This is a genomic window from Streptomyces sp. JH34, assembly GCF_029428875.1.
Taxonomy (GTDB): Bacteria; Actinomycetota; Actinomycetes; order Streptomycetales; family Streptomycetaceae; genus Streptomyces.
Genome location: NZ_JAJSOO010000001.1, coordinates 3,491,525 through 3,513,596, shown reverse-complemented (window position 1 = coordinate 3,513,596; position 22,072 = coordinate 3,491,525). Strand labels below are relative to the sequence as shown.

The window sequence follows — 22,072 nt, the reverse complement described above, 5'->3', positions numbered from 1 at the left end:
ACGGGACACGGCTACGAGCCGTGTCCGCCCCCGGCCACGGTCTTGAGTTCGTCCAGCAGCTCCCGCATCACGGGCGACATCCCGCGTTTCTCGGACTCCGCGATCCAGCGTTCGAAGCCGACCTTGAAAACGGCGATCCCCGCTTCGGCGGTCAGGCTCGCGGCCGGCTCCGGCACGCCCCGCCGGCGCAGGGTCGCGGCGAGCGCGGCCGACAGCGAGGCGAGCTTGATCAGCTCGCGCTCCTGGAGTTCCGCGTTCGCCAGGATCACGGCCTGACGTTTCCGTGCGTGCGCCCGCCGGTCCTCGAACATCTCGGAGACCGCGTCGAGGCCCACCGCGAGTACGTCGATCGGAGCCAGGGACTCCGGAGCGTCGGCGGCCGCCCCGACCAGCAGGTCCTGCAGCTCGGAGCCGCCGAAGAGAACCTCGCGCTTGTCGGCGTAGTGCCGGAAGTAGGTCCGTTCGGTGAGCCCGGCCCGTCCGGCGATCTCCGCCACGGTGGTCTGCTCGAAACCGCGTTCGCTGTAGAGCTCCAACGCCGCCTCCGCCAGGCGTCCGCGCGCGTTCGGCTCCCATCTACCCATGCCCCGATCCTACGTGATGGCAGGGGCTGACATCGCGGTGCTACGGTTGATGTCAGTCAATGACATCAACAGTTCCGGAGTTCCTCATGCGTATCTTCGTGACCGGTGCGTCCGGCTGGATCGGTTCCGCCGTCGTGCCCGAGCTCCTCGAGGCGGGCCACCAGGTGGTGGGGCTCGCCCGCTCGGAGGCGTCCGCCGCCGCGCTCACCGCTGCCGGGGCCGAGGTGGTCCACGGCACCGTCGACGATCTCGACGTCCTGAGGGACGCGGCCGCCGCGACCGACGGCGTCATCCACCTCGCCTTCAAGCACGACATCGCCTTCACGGGTGACTTCCTGGGGGCCGCGGAGGCCGACCGTCGTGCCGTCGACGCCTTCGGCGACGTACTGGCGGGCACCGGCCGTCCCCTCGTCATCGCCTCGGGCGTCGCAGGTCTCGCCACCGGGCGCGTGGTCACCGAACGGGACATGCCGACGATCGACGGTTCCCCCACCTCGGTGCGGGCGGCCACCTCCCGGGCGGTGCTCGCCCTCGCCCCGCGGGACATCCGCGCCTCCGTGGTGCGGCTCTCCCCCACCTGCCACGGGGAGGGGGACAACGGCTTCGTGGCGAGCCTGGTCGCCATGGCCCGTGCCCACGGTGTCTCCGGCTACATCGGTGACGGTGCCAACCGCTGGCCGGCGGTCCACCGGCTGGACGCCGCACGACTGTTCCGGCTGGCCGTCGAAAAGGCACCTGCAGGCTCGGTACTGCACGGCGTCGCGGAGGAGGGCGTCGCGATCCGCGACATCGCCGAGGTGATCGGCCGCCACCTCGACGTGCCGGTGTCCTCCGTCGCCCCGGCCGACGCTGCCGAGCACTTCTCCTGGCTGGGCGGGTTCCTCGGGCTCGACGCCCCGGCGTCGCACACCCTCACGGGCGAACTGCTGGGCTGGCAGCCGACCCGCCCCGGTCTGGTCGAGGACCTCGACGAGGGCCACTACTTCCGCGCTCCCGCCGCCTGAGCGCACACGGGGCCGCCCCGCCCGGGCGGTCGGCGGCTTCCGGGGCCGGACACGGTTTCCCGGGGCCGGACAAGGGTTTCGGTTCGGGCGCTGTTTCCCGGGGCGGGACACGGCCCCCGGCTCCAGAGCCGGTTTTCCGGCGCGGCACCCGGTCCGGTACGCGGTGACCGGTCCGGAGGCCCGCGGCGCCGTACCGCCCGGCCTCGATCCCCGACCGGTCAGGAATCGAGAAGCGCGCGGCGCGGGGCGGCCATAGCTTCGTCACATGGCTTCCATCGCATCCGTCACCCTCGAGGTGGCCGACCCCACCGCCGCCGAACACTTCTACGCCACGGCCTTCGGCCTGGGCCCCGAGCTCCGCGTGCGGGTTTCGGAGGCGCCGACGAGCGGCTTCCGCGGCTTCACGCTGTCCCTCACGGTCTCCCAGCCGTCCACGGTCGACGCCCTCGTCGACTCCGCGCTCACGGCCGGGGCCTCGTCGGTGAAGCCGGCCAAGAAGTCCCTGTGGGGTTACGGAGGCGTCGTACAGGCCCCCGACGGGACACTCTGGAAGATCGCCACATCGGCCAAGAAGGACAAGGGCCCGGCCACCCGGGAGATCGACCGCCTCGTGCTCCTCCTGGGAGCCGATGACGTGCTCGCGAGCAAGCGGTTCTACGTCGACCGGGGCTTCACCGTGGGGAAGAGCTTCGGCCGGAAGTACGTCGAGTTCGACATGCCTTCGAGCCCCGTCACACTGGCGCTCTACGGCCGCCGCGCCCTGGCCAAGGACGCAGGGGTACCGCCGGACGGCACCGGGTCGCACAGGATCGTGCTCACCGGCGACAGCGGCCCCTTCGCCGACCCGGACGGCTTCGAGTGGGAGAAGACATCGCACTGACCAGCCCCGCAGCCGTCGCGTCACCCACGCCTGATCGGCGGAACGCGCCCGGCGGGACGGAGCGGCGTGGCACGATCGCACACGTGACGAGCAGACCGTCCGAGTCCCAGCACCTGCGCGACCTGGCGCTGCTGCGCCGGGTCCGCGACCGGATGGACCGGGAGTACGCGCAGCCCCTGGACGTCGAGGCGCTCGCCCGGGGCGTGAACATGTCGGCAGGGCACCTCAGCCGCCAGTTCCGGGCCGCCTACGGCGAATCACCGTACGGCTATCTGATGACGCGGCGCATCGAGCGGGCGATGGCCTTGCTGCGCCGTGGAGACCTCAGCGTCACCGAAGTCTGCTTCGCCGTCGGCTGTTCGTCACTGGGCACCTTCAGCACGCGCTTCACCGAACTGGTCGGCATGCCGCCCAGCACCTACCGGCGCCAGGCGGTGGGCGGGGCGGCGGGAGTGCCGCCGTGCGTGGCGAAACAGGTGACCAGACCGGTCAGGAATCGAGAAGTCCGCGCTGTCGAACCGCCGCTAGCGTGACCGGCATGGACATCACCATTCACACGAGCGTCCTCCCGCACGACGACCCGGACGCCGCTCTGGCCTTCTACCGCGACACCCTCGGATTCGAGGTCCGCAAGGACGTCGGGTCCGGCACGATGCGCTGGATCACGGTCGGCCCCGCCGGTCAGCCCGGCACGTCGATCCTGCTGGCGCCGCCGGCCGTGGACCCCGGCATCACCGAGGACGAACGCCGCACCGTCGTCGAGATGATGGCCAAGGGCACCTACGGCTGGATCCTCCTGGCGACCAAGGACCTCGACGCCACCTTCGAGAAGGTGCAGTCAGGCGACGCCGAGGTCGTCCAGGAACCGACCGAGCAGCCGTACGGCATCCGGGACTGCGCCTTCCGCGACCCCGCGGGCAACCTGATCCGTATCCAGGAACTGCGCTGACCCCACGGCCCCGCCCGCAGCCGTGACCGGCGGCGGGCGGGGCCGTCCGGGCCCAGGTCAACGGGGAGCGGCATCGGCCAGGAGGCCTCGCCGACCTCCTCGGCGATCTCGTGTCAGCCGGACGGCGTACCGGCAGGCGTCGTCGACCGCTCGATCAGGCCGTTGACCGTCTGGTCGCCGTGCGAGTCCATGGGCGTGGAGTAGTCACCGACGGCCCAGAACTCGCCGGAGGTCCCGGCCGGGGCCAGATCGTAGAAGGTGTACGAGGGCCACCGGGTGTCTCCGTCGGGAGCCGCTGCCCCTGCCCCCTTGGTCCAGGTGGCGCCGTCGAAGTGCCAGAAGACCGCCTCCGAGTGGGCGGGTTCGGCCTGGTCGTTGCCCGTCACCCAGAGCCCGCCCCGCCCGTCGGGGGCGATCGCGTGGAGGTACAGGTCGGAGAGCTCCCCCGTGATGTCCTCCCAGGCCGTGCCGTCCCAGTGCGCGACGCTCGGCACGGGCGGGTCGGCGTCGGGACCGTCGGCCCACCCGGCCACGTAGACGTCGTCCGGGGCGACGGCGGTGATCTTCGCGGTGTCCGTGCCGGTGCGCACGGGAGGCCGGTCCATCAGCGTCCAGGTCTCGCCGTCCCAGTGGTACGTCACCGGGTGGCCGCCGTCCACCGGGTACCGCATGCCGGTGGCGTAGGCGTCGTCCGCCGAGATCGCGTCGATGTCCCTGATGTCGACGCGGGCCGGCAGCGCGAAGGTCCGCCATGCGCCGTCCGAGTAGGTGTAGAGCGCGTTGCCGCCCTTGAAGAGCCGGCCGGGGACGGCGTCGAGCGGTACCTCGGGCCAGGAGTCGTCCGCGGGCCCGGCCGCGGCGACGCTGTTCCAGCGCTCGCCGTCGTAGTGCACGAGGGCCTGGTCCCGCCCCACCGTGCCGTAGGCCCAGACGTCGTCGGCGGACACGGCGCTGACGGACGACCACTGCCAGACGTCGGGAAGCCCCGGAGCGGTGTCCTCGCTCCACTGCTCGCCGTCCCAGCGCATGATGACGCCGTTACCGTCCTTGCGTCCGACCGCCCAGGCGAGATCGTCGTCGACCGAGGACACGGACATCAGGGATCCGGCCGGGCTGTCCCCGGAGAGGGAGACCTCCCAGCCGGGTACCTCGGCCGCCCCGGCGCCACCGGCCATGAGCAGGGTGGAGGCGAGAGCCAGTGAGACGGCCGCGGTGCGCGTGAGGTGCCGTACATGCATCGGTGAGCGGTCCTTTGCGGTGAGAGAGACTCCCTGGACGCCGACGAGGCCCATGGCCGGCCGGCTACGGACCAGACTCCCGGCGGCACCCGATGGTTGTAGGGGGGCCGCGACCGGGTGCGCGCTCTCGGGAACGGCTCCCCCGACGACCGAACTGCCCGGTCAGGAGCTAGTCCGCGAGGAGACCGGGCGGGTTCTCCGCACCCGGAACTGAAGCGGATATTCCCGCCATCGGCCGCTACGATCCGCGCATGACAGGCATCCATACGTGGTCCCTCCTGCTGGCGGCGCACGACCTCCTGCGCGCGGCGGTCGCCTCGATTCCCGCCGACGGCCGGCAACGTCCCACGCCGGCCGCGGAGTGGAACGTCGTCCAGGTCGTCCAGCACGCGGCCGGTGACCAGCTCGCCTTCGCCTCTACGCTGACCGGCCGTCCGGGCCCCGCCCAGGACCCGTTCGCCCCCTCGCCCGCCTGGGACGGCGAGCTTGCCGAGCTGCTCGACGCCGCGCTGACGGCATCGGCGGAGGCGTTCGCCGCGCTCGACCCGTCCAGGGACGCGGTGCCGGTCCCGCTGCCGCCCTTCGAGGTCACTGCGGCGACGGCGGTGGGAGCGGCCGCGTTGGACGCGGCGGTCCACGCCTGGGACATCGCCGTGGCGACCGGCCGGCCCTCTCCGCTCACCGACGAACTGGCACGCCGGCTCGCTCCGGCGGCAAAGGAACTGGTCGAGCCGCTCCGGGGGTTCGCCTACGGCCCCGCCATCGAGGCGGCTCCGGGCGTGGGCGATGCGAGTGCGCTACTCAACCACCTCGGCCGCGACGCGGGGTGGCGGCCGGAGGGCTGACGGGTCCCGCGCGGTCTTCGTCCGCCAGATCACCTGAACGCCCGTGCCGAAGCACGAGAGTTGACTTCTGCCCTGATCGCCCGACACTCATCACGCTGTGGATACGAAAGCACCACGGAATCCGCAACGTGCTTAACAATTGCTCCACTTACTGCAACGCTGCTCCGTCCGGAACCAGAACCAGTAGATGGAGCACCTCACATGGCTGAAATCCAGCCCACCACCACCTCCGGCCCGAGTGCCGCCGCCCAGGCCGGAGGCGTGGTCGCGACCGGAACACCCGGTACGGTCGGGCTGCCCGGACTGGCCATGAAGCGTCGCGGGCCCGTGGCGGTGTGGCTCGGTCTGCCACTCGTCACTCTCGGGATCTACCAGCTGGTCTGGTACTACAAGATCCACAAGGAGCTGCAGCAGTTCGACCGGCGCCAGACCCTCAACCCCGGCGGAAGCGTGCTGGTCCTGATCTTCCTCGGGTGGACCTTGATCGCTCCGCTGATCTCCTTCCGCAACACCGGCAGGGCCATAGCGGACGCCCAGCGAGCGGCCGGCCTGCCGGTGACGTGCAGCCCCGCCGCCAGCATGTGGCTGGTCTTCGTCTTCGGTCTGAACACCTGGTACATGCAGCGCCAGCTCAACCTGGTCACCGAGGCCTACCCGGGCGTCACGGAGGGCACCCAGGTCCCCCTCGCCGCCTGAAGGCCCTGAACGCCGAGGGCTCCGCGACGTCTCGCGGGGCCCTCGGCGCGGCCCTGGCGTCCTGATCGGTGAGAGCGACGGCGGAGCTGGATTCGAACTCGTGAGGAGTTGCCCCCGACATGCTTTCCACGTCTCGCCCGGACGTCCGGAGGCAGTCAGGCGAGTATCGACCTGCGACGGTTCAGGGGACTGCCGCACAATCGGCGCCGTACAGAGGTGAATCAGACCGAACCGAGACCACGAGCCTTGTCGGGCGGAGTTCGGACGGTCGTGGGTGAGGCAAGGCAGCGTGCGTGGCCGCTCTGCTCAGGACAGGTGCTGGCGGAGGCGTAATCCGCGTCATGCACTGCCGGTATGCCGAAGACAAGGATCAGCATCAGCCTGGACAGTGAGCACGACGAGCGCATCCGGACCCACGCGGAGCGGGCCGGAATGGATGTGTCCGCTTACCTCGTCAACGCTGCGACCCGGCAGATGGCCGAGGTGGAAGCGGCGGAGGCACAGTTCGCCCGACTCGACGAGGTTATCGCGGCGGCTGAGGCAGAGGCTGCCGGACTGGCACCGCTGCCTGAAGTCGCCGACGACGACCTCACGGAGCAGGAGCGGCAGGAGGTGCAGGAGGCCATGGGGCTCATCCATGGTGCCGAGGGTCCTGCTACCCGATCCGGTAACGCGGCGTGACTGTCCGGGTGCCGGTCTACGACACCGGCATGCTGATCGCGCTCGCGGACCGCAAGGCGAAGGCGGTGCGTCTGCACGCCGGTCTCCGGGAGACGCCGCATCGGGCGCTCGTGCTCGGACCGGTACCGGCGCAAGTCTGGCGGCCCAGTCCCGCCACTGTGCATGCCCTGACCGGGGTGATGAAGGATTGCACAGTGCCTCAGGCTCGCAGTTCGGCCCCAGCCATGCGCCCTGCCGGCGTGGGGCAGACGGCATGCATCATGTGTGCCACTGGTCCGGACATCACCGAGCGGCAACGCATCGGGAGCGCACTCGGTTCAGCAGAGCTGCCCCCGAACAAGCGGCCGGACGCTGTGGATGCCTTGGTGGCCCTCACGGCCGACCGGCACGGCAGTGCCGTGGTCTTCACCAGTGATCCGGCGGACCTCGACGCCTATCTGAAGGCACTGGATGCCCAGGACGTGCACATGGTGCAGATCTGAGCAGCGGTCAGTAGTCGGTCAACGTCGAAGGCCCCCAAGCCGCGGCCCTTCAACGTATTGCCCGGTGTGAGCAATGGCGGAGGATACGAGATTTGAACAAAGACCAGAACAACGATCCGGGTGGCTCACGCGTTAGAGCCAGGGGTACCGAGGAGGCGTGCACACGAGCGGAAGATCCCAGACGTGGACACACCATCCTTCACTCTTCGGCGATTACAACGGTCACGCGCTCCTGCGGATGAAGAAGCACCTGACGTGCCACAGCGGCGAACGCGGCGCGCTGCACTCGCAGGTATCCCTCACCACATAGGACACGGTCTTAGGTAGGCGATCGTGAGCACCTGGCTCATCGAGGTGGTCCGAGAAAGGGAAGTGGAGGCACCTCTCGCCGGGCCGGCCCGCTGGTGCGGGCGCGACCAGACGAGAGGGGAAAGCGTGGGGCAGGTGACCGAGGCGGACGGCCGCCCCGGTCACGGTGTGGCTAGGAGGACGTCGGCCAGGTAAACCTCCCCGCCCAGTGGGCCCAGGCCACGAGGACCATCAGGACGGCCGCCAGCCCGCCCAGCACCATCACCGTGGAGGGCGAGGAACGGTCGAGGACGGCCCCTCCCACCAGGGCCCCGATGGAGATGGTGGCCTGGAAGGAGGCCGTGAAGAGGACAGAGGACGCCTCGGGGGAGTCAGGGGCGGCCTTGGAGAACCACGTCTGGGAACAGACCGGGACGGCACCGTAGGCGACGCCCCAGACGACCAGCAGCGCCACCGCGCCGGCGTCCGACTGTCCCAGGGCGGGCAGGAGTAGGGCCGCGGCGGCGATCAGGGCCGCCGCCGCGGCGAAGGTGGCCCGCGGATAGCGACCCACCGTGGATCCGCCGAGGAAGTTACCGGCGATGCCGGCCGCACCGTAGATGAGCAGGTAGATCGTGATGAGACCCGAACTGACGTGGGTCACCTGCTCCAGGAAGGGGGTGACATACGTGTACGTGCCGAAGTGAGCGAGCACGACGAGGAAGGTCATGACCAGGGCGAAGCGGGTGTTGATGCTTCGGAGCGTGCTGCCGAGGACATCGAGGCGCGTCGCCTGGTCGGAAGGGAGGGGCGGGAGGACTACGAGTAGCAACACGAGGACGGCCAACGTGAAGCCGCCCATGACGAGGAACGCCGTCCGCCAGCCCGCGATGTCGCCGATGAACGTGCCCAGCGGTACTCCGAGTACGGAGCCGAGCGGTACGGCGGAGAAGATCACCGAGGTCGCGCGGCCCACGGACTTCGCGGGAACCAGCTGACCAGCGAGTCCGGCCCCGATGGACCAGAAGCCGCCGATGGTGACGCCCACCATGACGCGGGAGACCAGGACCAGCCAGTAGCTCGACGCGGCGGCGGCAAGAAAGTTGGCCAGCGACAGCAGAAGGATGAACACGCCCAGCATGACGCGCCGGTCGATACGTCCTGTGGCCACCGTGACCACAGGGGCCGAGGCCGCGGCGAGGAATCCTGGCATGGTCATCATGAGACCAGCCATTCCGTCCGAAATAGTGAAACTCGATCCGATCGACGTAAGAAGGCCGATCGGGAGAATTTCGGTCGTGACAATGGAGAAGATCCCCAGCATTATCGAAATTACGGCCAGCCAGGAGATGAAAGGCGAGCGGTCCGGCGATGCGGGAGATTGGACAGAAGGGGTGGTTGCTGTGGACATGAATCCCGTCCTGAGTTGGCCATCACATGGCGAGTGTGACCTCCAGTCCAGCAGGAACGGGCACTATCTTCTGGCAGATTCCCGACGCCAACAACCGGCTCCGTCGACGCGGTGCACGGAAGGCCCTGCTTGATCCGCGACGACCTTAGGGCCGGCAGAAACTAGGGCTCATCTTCGCACTTACGTACGACAGTCGTGGTGTTCTTTGAGCCACACAGCGCTCGCGTGGCCGACTCTGAGCATGGTGCAAGTCCCATCGACCTGCCACCGACTCCCCGGAGGACATCACCCCGGTGGGTGCGCAGGCCCCCCGCACCGCTATTCACCCCAGCTTCCATCCCGTCCGCCTTCGACCCACACACCGTGGAGCGGGCGTGGTTCAGGGCGTCAAGGTGGAGCTCGGAGTCCAGATCGAGGAGTACGCGTGTCATTCGGCTGAGCAGGGGCGGATCCCGCCGCAGCGCCGCCCGTAGCTCCGGCGTCAGCCGCCCAGCGGCGCCGGTTGCGCGCAGCTCCCTGACCCCGGTCCCGGGGCTGCCCGGACCGCGCTCGGTGCGCACCTCCCACACGCCGTCACTCACCAGATGATGGAAGGGATAGGCGGGCGTCGTCCGGTTCCCAGGACCGTACTCGGCGAGCAGCCGCCGCAGGTCCTGCTCCACCGTGCTGTACCGCAGCTCGTCGCCGGCGTCCTGCTGGAACCGGCTGAGCGCGTACAGGAACAGCAACGGCTTGTGCGGAGCCCGCGCCCCGCTCCTGGTCCACTGCCTCAACTGCGCGGTGCGCTCGACCCAGTCCATGGTCGGCGATCGTAATGGCGCCTCGTCGCAGTGCTCGGTGGCGGGGCAGGGCCGCAGTGACCGGCCGAACACAGAGCCACGACGCGGATCCCGGCTACCCGGGCATGATGCCGTGGATGCGGGAGAGGGTGAAGACCCGTTCGTCGTCGCGCAGGTGGCACCAGGCGTACAAGTAGGGCGGGTCGAGCACGAGCTCGCTGAGGATACGTACGGTCCGGTTGCCCGAGGCGGCGACGTACTCGACCGTGATGGCTGTGCCGACGTCGACGGCATGGGCGAGCTGGCGGACATCGCTGTACGCCAGGTTCTTCGCGTACGCGGCGACGATCTCCTCGGTGTCCGTGCCGTAGGGGACCCCGGTGCCGAACGGGTCGGGAGCCGGGAGTGTCGGCGGGGCGGCCCGCAGCCTGGCGGCCAGCGTGCTCAGGCCGACGGTAACCGGAGTCATCTGAGTCACCGTCGGCACGGACCGCTGCCGCTGGCCTGGGAGTGGGGGGACCGGGACCGGGGCGGCGGCACGTCGGCGCCGGGTCTTCTCGACGCGTACGGTCCCGTCGGCCCTCTCGGCGACGGGGGCGTAGCCGGCGGCCCGGAGCGCGGCGAGGGTCTTGTCGAGTGGGATCCGGCTGACCAGCACGGTCGGTGCCAACACGCGTAGGCCGAGGGCGGCGAGCTTTCTGTGAGAGACGAGTTCGGCGAGGAGGGCGGCTTCTTCGCCATGGATCACACAGGCAGCGGGGGCGATGCGCACACGGCCGTGAGTGCGTGCGGAGTCGTTGAGCAGGTACAACAGCGGTTGAGGGAGGGCGCCGACCGCGACGGCGCCCAGATCGGCCGCGATGGCATCCGCCGTGCGGCCCGTGTCCAGGGCACGGCGAACGGTTGTGGGGCTGAACCGCCACACCGATGCCGTGCCACCGACTTCCTTGTCCGCGACGGTGTCCAGCAGTGCGGCGAGGCGGGCGGACGGTGTGCCGGTGACAACGGCGGTGAGGTCCGCGCCGAAACGGGCTGCCCTGGTGGCTGCCGGCAGCAGCCGCTCACAGGCAGCGGCGAGCGTTTCGGCGGCTTCGGTGTCGTCGGCCCGCAGAGCGGCACCGATGGGGGACAGGCAGCCGCGGGCGACGACCCCGAGCAGTTCCGCTTCCCGGATCGCGGTGGCGAAGGGCGTGGTGTCCTGGGGGAGTTGTTCAGCGAGCGGGCGGTGCCAGGCGACCATCGGCCCGAGTTCCGCGGGGCTGTGCACTCCCCGGTGCGCCGGGAGCTGCGCTGCGGCGGCGAGGAGCCCCTCTCGGGCCTGTACACAGCCGCCGCAGGGCGGAGTTCCGGCGAGCGCGGGCAGTACCTTGCCGTCCTCGTCACGGGCCTGGGCCGGAGTCAGCGGCAGCGTTCGCCAGGTGTGGAGAAGCGCGGTGAGCTGCTCCGCCGGTTCTCGTTCCGCCCAGGTGTCGTATCCGTTCGTTGCCGCGACCCGGTCGCCGTCCCGGGCCAGCAGCCCGGCGTCGTACGCCGTCTCCAGAACAAGGCGTACGACGATGTCGTCGCACTGCGCCGCCTTGCTGATCCGGGACAGCTCACGTGCTCCGACCCCGCCGGACTTCAGCAGGGCCGGCGGAGCAGCGGAGCACGTCGCCAGAACCGACGCGGCATGTGCGGCGAACGCCGTGGCGGCTGCCGCCGCCTCCCGGTCCACTTCCGCCGAGGTGACGGACGCCGTCCGCACGACGGGCGGGACGGGCTCGAAGGGGGCGTGCCAGCCGGCTCCGCGCAGTGCGAGCGCCACCTCGGCGGGCATGCGTGTGGATCCGTACCCGGAGTACCGGTCCTGGACCAGCAGTCCCCGCTCCAGTGCCCAGCGCGCACCCGGCTCGGAGTCGGCCGACGGGGCCCTGAACGTGATCAATGGCGCCGGTGATCGATCCTGTTCACCCTGGTGAGACGCTCGCCGCTCAAGCAGCTTCCGGGTGGACGCAGGTGCCGAAGTGATCACCGCGGTCACCCGTTCCGGATTGCTGTGGTGTTCCAGCAGGGCGGTCAGCCGATGCTTCTTGGTGGTGCCGGGCGACGGGATGCCCAGGGCCACCAGCATGCGGCGCAGTTCCTCGGAGGTCGTGTCCGCCAGTAGCCGGGTGAGCGGAGCGTCCAGCCCCAGCGGCGAGTCCCACGCCTGCCGCAACGGCGCCGCCATGCGCAGCAGCCCTTCGCCGTCCGGCCAGACGAGTGCGCGGTCGGCCAGCGCCTCCAAGGCCGCGTCCAGCCCGCGAATGCTCTCCGTTCCGGTCGCATCCAGCAGATCGGCCAGGGCAGCACATGGAACGGGCCCCGATGCCGCCAGTGCCTCGGCTACCTGCAGGTGCGGCAGCGCGAGCCCGGGCAGCACCGGGGCAACCGACGCCGGGCGCTGAAGGCGGTCCGCGAGTTCGCCGAACGATCGTGGTTCCGGCGGGGACACTGCATCCGGGCGAGCTGCCAGGACCCGCTCGAGCCGGTCGACTTCCAGATCACTCAGCCACGTGGCCAGAGTTGATCCGCTGGGCTTGCCGATGGGGACACCTCACAAAGACGAGTGCCGGTGGTCTCCGACCGGAATCGGTCCCGCACGGACCCAGAATGGCGGATCGCGGGGGACGCCTGCGTCCTGAGTCGGCAGAAACCCGCTTCTGAGTGAAGGCGATGTCCTGTGACTCGACCCGTCGACGGCAAGTCGGCGGAATGAAATGTCTCCTATGTCGGAAGTAAATGAGACCAGAACTGAGACCGGCAACGTCGAAGGGCCCCACCGCAAGCGGTGGGGCCCTTCGACGTATTGCCCGGTGAGAGCAATGGCGGAGGATACGAGATTCGAACTCGTGAGGGGTTGCCCCCAACACGCTTTCCAAGCGTGCGCCCTAGGCCACTAGGCGAATCCTCCGCGGCAAACAATACAAGACGTTGGAGGGTGCTCGCGAACACGTTCCCCGGAGATCGTTCCGGACCGTCCTCCGGGAGCGGTCGGGTGAGGAGGCGGGTGGACGACAGGGGGCTGGGATCGGCTAAGGTGGGCGTCAGCCCCTCACGTGGCGCTATCTGACTGAACTCCCCCAGGGCCGGAAGGCAGCAAGGGTAGGTTGGCTCTGGCGGGTGCGTGGGGGGCCCTTGTGTGTCCGGGGTGTGGTGTCCCGCCGGGCGCTCGGTCCGGGGCGGGACCGGTTGTCGGTGCGCCCCGATAACCTCGTATGTGTGTCGTCCCTTGCGCTCTACCGCCGCTACCGCCCCGAGTCCTTCGCCGAGGTCATCGGGCAGGAGCATGTCACTGACCCGTTGCAGCAGGCCCTGCGGAACAACCGGGTCAATCACGCGTACCTCTTCAGCGGGCCGCGCGGCTGCGGAAAGACGACCAGCGCGCGCATCCTCGCCCGCTGTCTGAACTGCGAGCAGGGCCCCACGCCCACGCCCTGCGGGGAGTGCCAGTCCTGCCAGGACCTCGCGCGCAACGGGCCGGGTTCGATCGACGTCATCGAGATCGACGCCGCGTCGCACGGTGGCGTGGACGACGCCCGTGACCTGCGGGAGAAGGCGTTCTTCGGGCCTGCGTCGAGCCGGTACAAGATCTACATCATCGACGAGGCGCACATGGTCACCCCGGCCGGGTTCAACGCCCTGCTGAAGGTGGTCGAGGAGCCGCCGGAGCACCTCAAGTTCATCTTCGCGACCACCGAGCCCGAGAAGGTCATCGGCACGATCCGGTCGCGTACGCACCACTACCCCTTCCGGCTGGTCCCTCCGGGGACGCTGCGCGGTTATCTCGCGGAGGTGTGCGACAAGGAGGGCAGCGTCGTCGAGGACGGTGTGCTGCCGCTCGTGGTGCGGGCCGGTGCGGGGTCCGTGCGTGACTCGATGTCCGTCATGGACCAGCTGCTGGCCGGCGCGGGCGACGACGGTGTGACATACGCCATGGCGACGTCGCTCCTCGGTTACACGGACGGGTCCCTGCTGGACTCGATCGTGGACGCCTTCGCGGCGGGCGACGGCGCGGCGGCGTTCGAGGTCGTGGACCGGGTGATCGAGGGCGGCAACGACCCCCGGCGCTTCGTCGCCGACCTGCTGGAGCGGCTGCGCGACCTCGTGATCCTGGCCGCCGTGCCGGACGCGGGGGACAAGGGGCTCATCGACGCGCCCGCCGACGTGGTCGAGCGGATGCAGGCACAGGCGTCCGTCTTCGGCGCCGCGGAGCTGAGCCGCGCCGCCGATCTCGTCAACGAGGGGCTCACCGAGATGCGTGGGGCGACCTCGCCCCGGCTGCAGGTGGAGCTGATCTGCGCCCGGGTGCTGCTGCCCGGCGCCTTCGACGACGAGCGTTCGCTCCAGGCCCGGCTGGACCGGCTGGAGCGCGGTGCTTCCTTCGCCGCGGCCTCCGGACCCGCCATGGGGTACGTACCGGGGCCTGAGGCCCATGGAGCCGGCGTCGGGATGCCTCCCGCTGGCGCGGGGGGTGCCGGAGGCCACGCCGCGGCCCGCGCCGCGGAGGCGGTGGCCGCCCCGGAGTTCCAGCAGCCCCAGCCCCAGCAGCCCCAGCCTCAGCAAGCAGCACCGCGGGAAGCGCCACAGGCCCAGCAGCCTCAGCCCCAGCAGCCCTCGGCGCCCGTCGGCCAGCGTCCCGGGGCCTGGCCCTCGGCGGCAGGCGCCGGCAGTGGCGCGGCCGGCGCGGGCGGTGCGGAACCGGCACGCAGGCCCGGTGGCTGGCCGACCGCCTCCGCACCCGGTGGCGGCGTACCGCAGGCTCCCGTGCCTGCCGCCGCCCCGGCTCCGGCTGCCCCGGTCCCGGCTCCCGCCGCGCAGGCGCCCGCCCCCGGCGGGCAGGGCATGGCGCAGGGCGCCGCCCAGGTGCGGAACATGTGGCCGGACATCCTGGACGCGGTGAAGAACCGACGCCGGTTCACCTGGATCCTGCTCAGCCAGAACGCCCAGGTCACCGGCTTCGACGGCAGCACCTTGCAGATCGGATTCCTCAACGCCGGTGCTCGTGACACCTTCACGAGCAGTGGCAGCGAAGAGGTGCTCAAGCAGGCCCTCGCCGAGCAGTTCAACGCCAAGTGGCGCGTCGACGCGGTCGTCGACCCGTCGGGCGGCGGTGGCGGCCAGCCGCCGCAGACCGGCGGTGGCGGTGGTGGCGGCAGGCCCCCGGCCGCTCCGTACCAGCCCGCACCCGCGCCTCCGCCCCCGGCTCCGTCCTACGAGTCCCGGCCGGCCGCCCCCGAGCCGGCCGCGCAGCCCGCTCAGCAGCCCCCGCCGCAGCAGCCCGGGCGGCCCGAGCCGTCCTCGTACGAGCGCGAGCGCGCCCCCGAGCCGCCGCGGGCCGTTGCACCCGAGGACGACACCGCAGAGGCGGACGATCCCGACCTGGTCGACTCCGCGCTCTCCGGGCACGACCTGATCGTCCGCGAGCTGGGCGCCACGGTCGTCGAGGAGTTCACCAACGAGTAGCGGGGCTCGTGCTCCCCGGGCCGCCCGTCTGCCGTCCCCGCCCGGTCCAGGGGCTGTCCACGGAGCGGCGCCCGTCGAGGCCTCCGGCCACCGGCGGTTAGGCTGCACCCCGTGAAGGTCCTCGTCATCGGCGGCGGCGCCCGCGAACACGCCCTGTGCCGCTCTCTCTCCCTCGACCCCGATGTCACCGCTCTGTACTGCGCGCCCGGCAACGCCGGTATCGCAGAGGTGGCCGAACTCCACCCGGTCGACGCACTCGACGGTGACGCCGTCGCGCGCCTCGCCACCGAGCTGGACGCCGAGTTGGTGGTCGTCGGCCCGGAGGCCCCGCTTGTCGCCGGTGTCGCCGACGCCGTGCGCGCGGCCGGCATCCCTTGCTTCGGCCCCTCGCGCGAGGCGGCCCAGCTGGAGGGATCCAAGGCGTTCGCCAAGGACGTCATGGCCGGAGCCAACGTCCCGACCGCCCGTAGCTACGTCTGCACGACGCCCGCCGAGATCGACGAGGCGCTGGACGCCTTCGGCGCCCCGTACGTCGTGAAGGACGACGGTCTCGCGGCCGGTAAGGGCGTAGTCGTCACGGACGACGTCGAGGCCGCGCGTGCCCACGCCCTGGCCTGCGACCGCGTGGTCATCGAGGAGTTCCTCGACGGCCCCGAGGTGAGCCTCTTCGCGATCACCGACGGCACCACGGTGCTGCCCCTCCAGCCGGCCCAGGACTTCAAGCGCGCCCTGGACGGCGACGAGGGCCCGAACACCGGTGGCATGGGCGCTTACTCCCCGCTCCCGTGGGCGGACCCGAAGCTGGTCGACGAGGTCATGCAGACCGTCCTGCAGCCGACCGTCGACGAGCTCCGCCGACGCGGGACCCCGTTCTCCGGGCTGCTGTACGCGGGTCTCGCGATCACCTCGCGCGGTGTGCGGGTCATCGAGTTCAACGCCCGCTTCGGTGACCCCGAGACCCAGGTGGTCCTGGCCCGGCTGAAGACGCCGCTCGCCGGGGTCCTGCTCGGTTCCGCCAACGGCACGCTGGACGTCGTGCCCGCGCTGAACTGGCGCGACGACGCCGCCGTCACCGTGGTCATCGCCTCGCACAACTACCCGGACACGCCGCGGACGGGAGACCCGATCGAGGGTCTCGCGGATGTGGTGGCGCAGGATGCGCCGGACGCGTTCGTCCTGCACGCCGGCACCCGGCAGGACGGCGACGCCGTCCTCAGCGCAGGAGGCCGCGTGCTCTCCGTCACGGCGACCGGCAAGGACCTCGCGCAGGCCCGGGAGCGGGCCTACACCGCCGTGGGCCGGATCCGGCTCGACGGCTCCCAGCACCGTACGGACATCGCCCGCAAGGCGGCCGAAGAGGCCTGAGGCCCGCTCGTCCCTGTGCCCGGCCCTCCACGGAGGTGCCGGGCACAGGCGTGTCCGGGTGTCCGTGGAGGTGCCGGGCACAGGCGTCTCAGGGTCTCCGTGGAGGTGGGCCACAGGGGCAGTCCCGGCCATCCACGGAGGCGCCGGGCAAGGGCTGCGGTATCACCGAACACCTGCACACCAGCCCGTCAGCAGCTTTACCCAAAGCCATTCCATCGGGTGACGACTCGGCCATCCGGATGACGCCCGCCGAGGCCCCAACTAGGGTGCGGCGCAAGCGTTCGGGCACTTGGCCCACCGGCATTGCGATGTCGGTGACGGGTGCCACAGTGGGGGAGTGACCAACACCGTCGCGGGGGCAGAGGGGGTGACCTACGGCCGTGTCCGGTACCGGTTCGGTTGAGGAGCTGGGTGCGCACGCAGCGCGGGCCAGGGCCGTGGCTCTGCTGCGCATCCGCAGCAGAGCCACGGCCCTGGCGATCCTGCCGGCGGCCGCATCGGTCGTGCTGCTCGTCGCGGTCGCCCAGGGGCACATCGGCCCGGGGGTCTGGTCCACGGTCAGCTGGGCGGTGACGGCCTGCGCCGTCGTGGTTCTGCTGATCGCCGCGGCGGTCGCCGTCGCGGTGGCGCGGGCGAGGCCGGCGGTCAGCCCGACCGTGCCCCTCACCGAGACCGCGGCCCCCGATCTCTACCGGCTGGTCCGGGATCTCGCCGACCGGCTGGACGTCCCCGCGCCGTCGGCCATAGCGCTCACCCCGGACTGCGACAGCTGGCTGGAGGACCGTACGCACCCCGCGGCCCAGCCGCGGGGGAAGGACACCGAGGGGCAGACCGGGATCCGGCGGGGCCGCCGGATCCCGGCGGCCCCCGTCCTCGTGATCGGGTCGCCCTTCCTGTGGTGGATGAGGGTCGCCGAGCTGCGGGCGGTGCTCGCCCCGGTCGTCGCGGGCACCGGGCCGTCGGCGCACCCGGACATAGCCGCCGCCCGCCGTTTCGTCCGTGGCCTCGACGCCGCTGTCGCCGACGCCGACCTGCCAGGGCAGGGATTCGTGCGCAGGGCCCCCACGGCCTTCGTGGGGTGGGTCGCCAAGGTGCTGCTGCGCGGCTGCCGCGGACACGCGGCGGAGATGGAGCGCTGCGTCGCCGCCGCCGCGTCGGGGCGCGCCCACGAGGTGGACCACGGGCTGCGGACCGTCGCCCAGGAGCAGGTCGGCCTCGCCTACGCGGGCTGGGACCGCCTGCTGACCCGGGTCGCCCTTCCGGCCTGGCGGATGGGGCGCTGGCCCTCCCGGCTCGACGCGGGTGTCGTCTCCGCGCTCACGGAGCTCTCGCGGCGCGACCGGCTGGCGGAGGGCTTCACCTCGCGCCTGGGTGAGCGCCCGGCCTGCGATCTGATCGAGGAACCCGGCGCGGCCGACGAGGCCGCTTCGCTCCTGGCGGCCAGGCTCTTCCACGGGGGGCCGGCCGAGACCGGTCCCGGCTGGTCTCCGGTCGACTGGCAGCAGTATCCGGAAGAGGTCGTGGACCGGAAGTGGCGTACGGAGGCAGCCCGTCTGCACCGGGTGCTCGACGCCATGGGCGTGGCCACCGCGGTTTCCGTGGGAGGCCCCGAGACGTCAGGCGCCGACGGCGTCCCCACGCTGGCCCGGGTGATCGGCCACCTCGCGGCACCGGGCGCCGACAGCGAGGCGCTCGCGGCCGGGATCGGCGCCGCCGTCGCCCGCGACGAGGAGGAGACGGCGCCACCTCCCGGGACCGGCGCGGGCAGCGCCCCGGCGGACGGTTCGTCGTCGGGAGCGGGTACCGGCCCCCTCGACCTCTGGGGCCCCGTACCGCTCCCGCTCTTCCCCCTCCAGCCCCCTCGTACGGGCACGGAGCTGCTCGCCGACCACGTCGTGGCGATGGTCTGCTGCGCCGCCGTGGACACGGCGGGGGCCGCGCCCGGGCTCGACTGGCTCGACGGCCCCGCGCTGCTGGTCGACGGCGGTCGCAGGTCGGACCTCGGAGCCCCGGTGCTGAGCCTCGTCGAGGACGGGGACGCGGAGCCGCTGCTCTCCTGGCTCACCGCGGTCGGGGTGCGTACCGACAAGCCCGTACGCCTGGGCTGAGAGGTGCGCGGGGGTGGGCGTTGCACCTGAGCGCACGGCCGTTCGTCCACTTAGATAGTGAAATGCGCCATACCTTCCGGCAATATCCGGAAGATCGAGCTTTGTTCACATCGATTAGCGACGAACGGTAACGGAGTGCATGCGTGATGTGATGTGCTGGGGGTGGCGCCGGTAGGCGGCGCACCAGAGGTGTCGGGGGACGAGGGAGGGGAGCGGGATGGGGGCGGAGCATATCCGGCGCTGGGAATCGGGTGCCCTCGCGCATGCCGTGAGCGACCCTTTCGGACAGGGCCCGCTGCCTTGGCTGCGCGGCAGTGAGAACTACCTGGACGACACCGGCCAGGTCGTCCCCTGGTACACGGACGCGGCCCTCGGCCGCGGTGGCACCGGCGGCGGCACGCGTGCGGCCGACGACGTGCGCCAGCAGATCAAGGGCTTCGCCTCCCCCGGAGCGGCGGCGCCCGGCGAGGCGATCGACTTCCACATCACCGTGGACCCGCCCCAGCAGTTCTCCGTCGACGTCTACCGCATCGGCCACTACGCGGGCGACGGTGCCGCCAAGATCACCACCAGCCCACGCCTCTCCGGCATCGTCCAGCCGGCGCCGCTGGCCGCGGAGCGGACGGTCTCCTGCCATCACTGGTGGCTCTCCTGGCGACTGCAGATCCCCGGCTACTGGTCGGTCGGGGCGTACGTCGCCGTGCTCACCACCGCCGACGGCCACCGCTCGCACGTCCCCTTCACCGTCCGCGACGATCATCCGGCGGACCTGCTGCTCCTGCTTCCCGATGTCACCTGGCAGGCCTACAACCTCTATCCGGAGGACGGCCGCACGGGCGCGAGCCTCTACCACGCCTGGGACGAACAGGGCAGGCTGCTGGGCGAGGAGGACGCCGCGGTCACCATCTCCTTCGACCGCCCCTACGCGGGCGCCGGGCTGCCCCTCCACGTCGGCCACGCCTACGACTTCATCCGCTGGGCCGAGCGCTACGGCTACGACCTCGCGTACGCCGACGCCCGCGACCTGCACGCCGGACGTGTCGATCCCAGCCGTTACCGGGGCCTCGTCTTCCCCGGGCACGACGAGTACTGGTCGCTCCCGATGCGCCGGACCACCGAGCTCGCCCGGGACACCGGCACCTCGCTCGTCTTCCTCTCGGCCAACACCATGTACTGGCAGGTCGGCCTCGGCCCGTCGCCCTCCGGCGTCCCCGACCGCCTGCTCACCTGCCGCAAGCGCCGAGGACCGGGGAAATCCGCGCTGTGGCGTGAGATGGACCGCCCCGAGCAGCAGCTGCTGGGCATCCAGTACGCGGGCCGGGTCCCCGATCCCCACCCCCTGGTCGTGCGGAACGCGAGCCACTGGCTGTGGGAGGCCACGGGCGCGGCCGAGGGGGACGAGATCGACGGACTGGTCGCGGGAGAGGCCGACCGGTACTTCCCGCGTACGACGCTGCCCGAGCACGAGAGCCGGATGCTCCTCGCGCACTCCCCGTACGCCGACAGCGACGGGGCCACCCGGCACCAGGAGACCTCGCTGTACCGCGCACCGTCGGGCGCGCTCGTCTTCGCCTCGGGCACCTTCGCATGGTCCCCGGCCCTTGACCGGCCCGGCCACGTCGATCCCCGCATCCAACGGGCCACGGCCAATCTGCTCGACCGGATCTGCAAGAGGGACTGACCCGAGGGGGCAGGGCCCCGGCGGAGAAGCGCGTCGGGGACGCCGGACGGCGAAGCGGGCCCGGCACCCTGCCGCGCGCCGGTCCCCACCGAACCTGGCCCCACCCCGGCGGGCCCCACCCCGTCCACGGTGCGACCCCCGGCGGCGCGGCTCCTTCGCATGCGGGACAATCGGAACGACTCCTGGATCAACCTACGCGGAGGCAGCGTGTCCGGTTTCGTAGAAAAGCCCGAGCCTGTGCAGGTGCCGGGGCTCACCCATCTGCACACCGGCAAGGTGCGCGACCTGTACCGGAACGAGGCGGGGGACCTCGTGATGGTCGCCAGCGACCGCATCTCCGCGTACGACTGGGTCCTTCCCACCGAGATCCCCGACAAGGGCCGTGTGCTCACCCAGCTGTCGCTGTGGTGGTTCGACCAGCTCGCCGATCTCGTCCCCAACCACGTGCTGTCGACGGAGCTTCCCGCCGGGGCACCCGCCGACTGGGCCGGCCGGACCCTGATCTGCCGTTCGCTGCGGATGGTCCAGGTCGAGTGTGTGGCGCGCGGTTATCTCGCCGGCTCCGGCCTGGCCGAGTACAACTCCACCCAAACGGTGTGCGGGATCGGTCTGCCCGACGGGCTCGTCGACGGCTCCGAACTGCCGGGGCCTGTCTTCACCCCGGCCACGAAGGCCGCGGTCGGCGATCACGACGAGAACGTCTCGTACGAGGAGGTCGCCCGCGAGGTCGGCCCCGAGACGGCGTCCCTGCTGCGCCGGACGACGCTGGACGTCTACGGCCGCGCCCGGGACATCGCCCGTGAGCGCGGGATCATCCTCGCCGACACGAAGTTCGAGTTCGGTTTCGCGCCCACCGAGGACGGCGGCGAGGAGCTGATCCTGGCGGACGAGGTGCTGACGCCGGACTCCTCCCGCTTCTGGCCGGCCGAGGTCTGGGAGCCGGGCAAGGCGCAGCCGTCGTACGACAAGCAGTTCGTGCGCGACTGGCTGACCTCGCCGGCCTCCGGCTGGGACCGGCACGGCGAGCAGCCGCCCCCGCCGCTGCCGCAGGCGATCGTCGACGCGACCCGGGCCAAGTACCTGGATGCGTACGAGCTCCTGACGGGCCTGAACTGGTCGGATCAGCAGCTGTAACGGCGGAAGGCCCCGGTCACGAGGACCGGGGCCTTCTCACATGGAGCGGACGACCAGGTTCGAACTGGCGACCTCAACCTTGGCAAGGTTGCGCTCTACCAACTGAGCTACGTCCGCATGCGCCGCAGCGCGCTGCCAACTATACCCAACCTCTCGCCCGTGCGGGACGCGCTGCCGGGTGACGGTTCTCCGTACCGGGGGCGGAGACGGCCGACGGCAGGTGGTCGCCCGCCGTGCCCAGGTGCGGCGACGCCGTTTCGCGATCTCCGCGACCGGTGTCCGTCCGTGGCCGGCTCCAGTGCTTCGGCCTCGCGTTCGGTCGGCGGCGAGCCTCCGCGAAGTTCGCGTGCGCGGCCAACTCCGTTCTCCCACAGCGGTTTCCCGCAGGCACCGTGCGGATGATCCCGGCCGGCCGCCGGGTGCCGGGTGTGTGCGACGAGCTCCCCGACGTACGTCTCCGGAG

At 71.3% G+C, this 22,072-nt stretch carries 17 protein-coding genes, 2 tRNA genes, 1 other RNA gene and 1 pseudogene; 14 read left to right on the top strand and 7 right to left on the bottom strand.

Translation table 11 applies throughout. The annotated features are described in order from the left end of the window. Positions 1-11: 11 nt before the first annotated feature. Positions 12-584 (bottom strand): TetR/AcrR family transcriptional regulator, encoded by a 573-nt coding sequence (locus LWJ43_RS15595; RefSeq protein ID WP_277332849.1) that lies wholly within the window; start codon positions 582-584, stop codon positions 12-14. Positions 585-670: 86 nt separating this feature from the next. On the opposite strand from LWJ43_RS15595, the gene LWJ43_RS15590 reads away from it, so the two are divergent. The 4 genes from LWJ43_RS15590 to LWJ43_RS15575 all read left to right on the top strand — a co-directional run bounded on the left by LWJ43_RS15590 (position 671) and on the right by LWJ43_RS15575 (position 3,417). Next, entirely contained in the window at positions 671-1,588 is a 918-nt protein-coding gene (locus tag LWJ43_RS15590) for an SDR family oxidoreductase (protein ID WP_277332848.1), read from the top strand. Between the two features lie 265 nt (positions 1,589-1,853). Further along, complete coding sequence (locus LWJ43_RS15585; RefSeq protein WP_277332847.1) at positions 1,854-2,468, top strand: VOC family protein; 615 nt, start codon at positions 1,854-1,856, stop codon at positions 2,466-2,468. 83 nt (positions 2,469-2,551) lie between these two features. Continuing rightward, on the top strand, positions 2,552-3,001 hold the full coding sequence (locus LWJ43_RS15580) for a helix-turn-helix transcriptional regulator (RefSeq protein WP_277332846.1): 450 nt from the start codon (positions 2,552-2,554) through the stop codon (positions 2,999-3,001). Positions 3,002-3,006: 5 nt separating this feature from the next. Then, positions 3,007-3,417 (top strand): VOC family protein, encoded by a 411-nt coding sequence (locus tag LWJ43_RS15575; RefSeq protein WP_277332845.1) that lies wholly within the window; start codon positions 3,007-3,009, stop codon positions 3,415-3,417. A 113-nt stretch (positions 3,418-3,530) separates the two neighbouring features. Here the strand turns inward: LWJ43_RS15575 and LWJ43_RS15570 are convergent, their stop codons facing one another. Next, positions 3,531-4,655, bottom strand: coding sequence for a hypothetical protein (locus LWJ43_RS15570; RefSeq protein WP_277332844.1), 1,125 nt, complete (start codon positions 4,653-4,655; stop codon positions 3,531-3,533). Between the two features lie 251 nt (positions 4,656-4,906). On the opposite strand from LWJ43_RS15570, the gene LWJ43_RS15565 reads away from it, so the two are divergent. The 4 genes from LWJ43_RS15565 (at position 4,907) to LWJ43_RS15550 (ending at position 7,359) form a co-directional block, all read left to right on the top strand. Then, complete coding sequence (locus LWJ43_RS15565) at positions 4,907-5,500, top strand: maleylpyruvate isomerase family mycothiol-dependent enzyme (protein WP_277332843.1); 594 nt, start codon at positions 4,907-4,909, stop codon at positions 5,498-5,500. A 201-nt stretch (positions 5,501-5,701) separates the two neighbouring features. Further along, on the top strand, positions 5,702-6,196 hold the full coding sequence (locus tag LWJ43_RS15560; RefSeq protein WP_277332842.1) for a DUF4234 domain-containing protein: 495 nt from the start codon (positions 5,702-5,704) through the stop codon (positions 6,194-6,196). A 354-nt stretch (positions 6,197-6,550) separates the two neighbouring features. After that, a complete protein-coding gene (locus LWJ43_RS15555) occupies positions 6,551-6,877 on the top strand; it encodes a hypothetical protein (RefSeq protein WP_277332841.1) in 327 nt (108 codons plus the stop codon). A 29-nt stretch (positions 6,878-6,906) separates the two neighbouring features. Next, entirely contained in the window at positions 6,907-7,359 is a 453-nt protein-coding gene (locus LWJ43_RS15550) for a hypothetical protein (RefSeq protein WP_277332840.1), read from the top strand. A gap of 481 nt (positions 7,360-7,840) precedes the next feature. Here LWJ43_RS15550 and LWJ43_RS15545 read toward each other — a convergent pair whose 3' ends face one another. From LWJ43_RS15545 to LWJ43_RS15530, 4 genes and pseudogenes are all read right to left on the bottom strand, one after another. Beyond that, on the bottom strand, positions 7,841-9,058 hold the full coding sequence (locus tag LWJ43_RS15545; RefSeq protein WP_277332839.1) for an MFS transporter: 1,218 nt from the start codon (positions 9,056-9,058) through the stop codon (positions 7,841-7,843). A gap of 404 nt (positions 9,059-9,462) precedes the next feature. Further along, positions 9,463-9,858, bottom strand: a pseudogene (locus tag LWJ43_RS15540) (phosphorothioated DNA-binding restriction endonuclease); the annotation flags it as partial. A gap of 94 nt (positions 9,859-9,952) precedes the next feature. Then, positions 9,953-12,403, bottom strand: a complete 2,451-nt coding sequence (locus tag LWJ43_RS15535) for a helicase-associated domain-containing protein (RefSeq protein ID WP_277335896.1) — start codon at positions 12,401-12,403, stop codon at positions 9,953-9,955. A 278-nt stretch (positions 12,404-12,681) separates the two neighbouring features. Next, positions 12,682-12,769 (bottom strand) — tRNA-Ser (locus LWJ43_RS15530). 133 nt (positions 12,770-12,902) lie between these two features. Between LWJ43_RS15530 and ffs the strand changes: the two genes are divergently transcribed. The 6 genes from ffs to LWJ43_RS15500 all read left to right on the top strand — a co-directional run bounded on the left by ffs (position 12,903) and on the right by LWJ43_RS15500 (position 21,609). Continuing rightward, positions 12,903-12,997, top strand: an RNA gene (ffs, locus tag LWJ43_RS15525) — signal recognition particle sRNA small type. Positions 12,998-13,077: 80 nt separating this feature from the next. Next, positions 13,078-15,321 (top strand): DNA polymerase III subunit gamma and tau, encoded by a 2,244-nt coding sequence (locus tag LWJ43_RS15520; RefSeq protein WP_277332838.1) that lies wholly within the window; start codon positions 13,078-13,080, stop codon positions 15,319-15,321. Positions 15,322-15,432: 111 nt separating this feature from the next. Next, on the top strand, positions 15,433-16,686 hold the full coding sequence (gene purD / locus LWJ43_RS15515; protein ID WP_277332837.1) for a phosphoribosylamine--glycine ligase: 1,254 nt from the start codon (positions 15,433-15,435) through the stop codon (positions 16,684-16,686). A gap of 380 nt (positions 16,687-17,066) precedes the next feature. Then, positions 17,067-18,794: a M48 family metalloprotease gene (locus LWJ43_RS15510; RefSeq protein WP_277332836.1), complete on the top strand. Its 1,728-nt coding sequence runs from the start codon at positions 17,067-17,069 to the stop codon at positions 18,792-18,794. Between the two features lie 217 nt (positions 18,795-19,011). After that, positions 19,012-20,475, top strand: a complete 1,464-nt coding sequence (locus LWJ43_RS15505; protein WP_277332835.1) for a N,N-dimethylformamidase beta subunit family domain-containing protein — start codon at positions 19,012-19,014, stop codon at positions 20,473-20,475. 207 nt (positions 20,476-20,682) lie between these two features. Continuing rightward, the gene (locus LWJ43_RS15500) at positions 20,683-21,609 is read left to right on the top strand and encodes a phosphoribosylaminoimidazolesuccinocarboxamide synthase (protein ID WP_277332834.1); all 927 of its coding nucleotides are present in this window, start codon (positions 20,683-20,685) and stop codon (positions 21,607-21,609) included. A gap of 41 nt (positions 21,610-21,650) precedes the next feature. Here LWJ43_RS15500 and LWJ43_RS15495 read toward each other — a convergent pair. Next, positions 21,651-21,726 (bottom strand) — tRNA-Gly (locus tag LWJ43_RS15495). Between the last annotated feature and the right edge of the window lie 346 nt (positions 21,727-22,072).

Coding starts and splice junctions, on each gene's coding strand:
- LWJ43_RS15550 (WP_277332840.1), top strand. CDS start 6,907: ATGCTGATCGCGCTCGCGGACCGCAAGGCGAAGGCGGTGCGTCTGCAC.
- LWJ43_RS15560 (WP_277332842.1), top strand. CDS start 5,702: ATGGCTGAAATCCAGCCCACCACCACCTCCGGCCCGAGTGCCGCCGCC.
- LWJ43_RS15565 (WP_277332843.1), top strand. CDS start 4,907: ATGACAGGCATCCATACGTGGTCCCTCCTGCTGGCGGCGCACGACCTC.
- LWJ43_RS15570 (WP_277332844.1), bottom strand. CDS start 4,655: ATGCATGTACGGCACCTCACGCGCACCGCGGCCGTCTCACTGGCTCTC.
- LWJ43_RS15575 (WP_277332845.1), top strand. CDS start 3,007: ATGGACATCACCATTCACACGAGCGTCCTCCCGCACGACGACCCGGAC.
- LWJ43_RS15590 (WP_277332848.1), top strand. CDS start 671: ATGCGTATCTTCGTGACCGGTGCGTCCGGCTGGATCGGTTCCGCCGTC.
- LWJ43_RS15585 (WP_277332847.1), top strand. CDS start 1,854: ATGGCTTCCATCGCATCCGTCACCCTCGAGGTGGCCGACCCCACCGCC.
- LWJ43_RS15505 (WP_277332835.1), top strand. CDS start 19,012: ATGGGGGCGGAGCATATCCGGCGCTGGGAATCGGGTGCCCTCGCGCAT.
- LWJ43_RS15545 (WP_277332839.1), bottom strand. CDS start 9,058: ATGTCCACAGCAACCACCCCTTCTGTCCAATCTCCCGCATCGCCGGAC.
- LWJ43_RS15595 (WP_277332849.1), bottom strand. CDS start 584: ATGGGTAGATGGGAGCCGAACGCGCGCGGACGCCTGGCGGAGGCGGCG.
- LWJ43_RS15555 (WP_277332841.1), top strand. CDS start 6,551: ATGCCGAAGACAAGGATCAGCATCAGCCTGGACAGTGAGCACGACGAG.